The sequence below is a fragment of the Protofrankia sp. CiP1_Cm_nod4 genome, from assembly GCF_982290645.1.
Genome location: NZ_CEVIVC010000041.1, coordinates 19,432 through 20,691 on the forward strand (window position 1 = coordinate 19,432; position 1,260 = coordinate 20,691).

Below are 1,260 nucleotides of genomic sequence, written 5' to 3' on the forward strand. Positions count from 1 at the left end.
ACGGGCAATGACACGCCTCGGCGACCTCGACACTCGGCATACCGTGGGAGGCGTGCCGGCCTATCTCGATCATGCTTCTACGGCCGTTCTGCATCCGACGGCCCGGGCGGCCCTGCTGGCCGCGATCGACGAGGGGTGGGCCGACCCGGCCCGGCTGTACCGCGACGCCCGGCGGGCCCGCATGCTGCTCGACGCCGCCCGGGAGACGGTCGCCGGGGTGATCGGCACCCGGCCTGACGAGGTCAGCTTCACCGCGTCGGGCACCCAGGCGGCCCAGCTCGCGCTGCTCGGCGCGGCCCGGGCCCGCCGCCGCGCCGGCAGCCGCATCCTGGTCAGCGCGGTGGAGCACTCCTGCGTCCTGCACGCCGCCGCGTGGCACGAGCACGCCGGCGGCCTGGTCGGCACCGTCGGGGTGGACGGGTTCGGCCGCGTCGACCCGGCCGGCTTCACCCCCCCGCCGGACACGGCGGTGGCCAGCCTGCAGCACGCCAACCACGAGGTCGCCACCATCCAGCCGGTGGCCGCGGCCGCGGAGGTGCTGCACGCCGCGGGCGTCCCGCTGCACGTGGACGCGGCCATGTCGCTCGGCCGGATCCCGGTGGACGTCACGGCGCTGGGCGCCGACCTGCTCAGCGCCAGCGCGCACAAGTTCGGCGGGCCGGCGGGCGTGGGCATCCTGGTGGTGCGCACCGGACGCCGGTGGGTCAGCCCGCTGCCCGCGGACGAGCGCGAGGGCGGCCGGGTCGCCGGCTTCCCCAACGTCGCGGGGATCGTCGCGACGGCCGCGGCCCTGCACGCCCGGACCAACGAGATCGTCACCGAGGGGCCGCGCCTGGCCGGCTATGTGCGGCGGCTGCGGGCCCGGCTGCCCGAGCTGATACCGGACGTCGAGGTGCTCGGCGACCCCGACCCGGCCGGCCGGCTGCCGCACCTGCTCACCTTCTCCTGCCTCTACGTCGACGGCGAGTCACTGCTGCACGAGCTGGACCGGGCGGGGATCGCGGTCAGCAGCGGCTCCAGCTGCACCTCCGACACGCTCACCCCGAGCCACGTGCTCGCCGCGATGGGCGCGTTGACGCAGGGGAACGTCCGGGTCTCCTTCGGCCGGGAGTCCGACAGCGCGGACGTCGACGCCCTGCTCGCGGTCCTGCCGGACGCGGTCGCCCGCGTCCGCGAACGGGCCGGGGCCGCCGGGCTGTGACGCGCGGCCGCCCCGCGCCGGACAAGCCAGCCCATGCCGAACAGCCGAACAGCCGAACA

The 1,260-nt window shown here is 76.5% G+C and carries 1 protein-coding gene; it reads left to right on the forward strand.

Annotation, left to right across the window (positions count from 1 at the left end):
• The first annotated feature begins 52 nt into the window (after window positions 1-52).
• A complete protein-coding gene (locus AC5LSR_RS10340; protein WP_250292017.1) occupies window positions 53-1,201 on the forward strand; it encodes a cysteine desulfurase family protein in 1,149 nt (382 codons plus the stop codon).
• The last annotated feature ends 59 nt before the right edge of the window (window positions 1,202-1,260 follow it).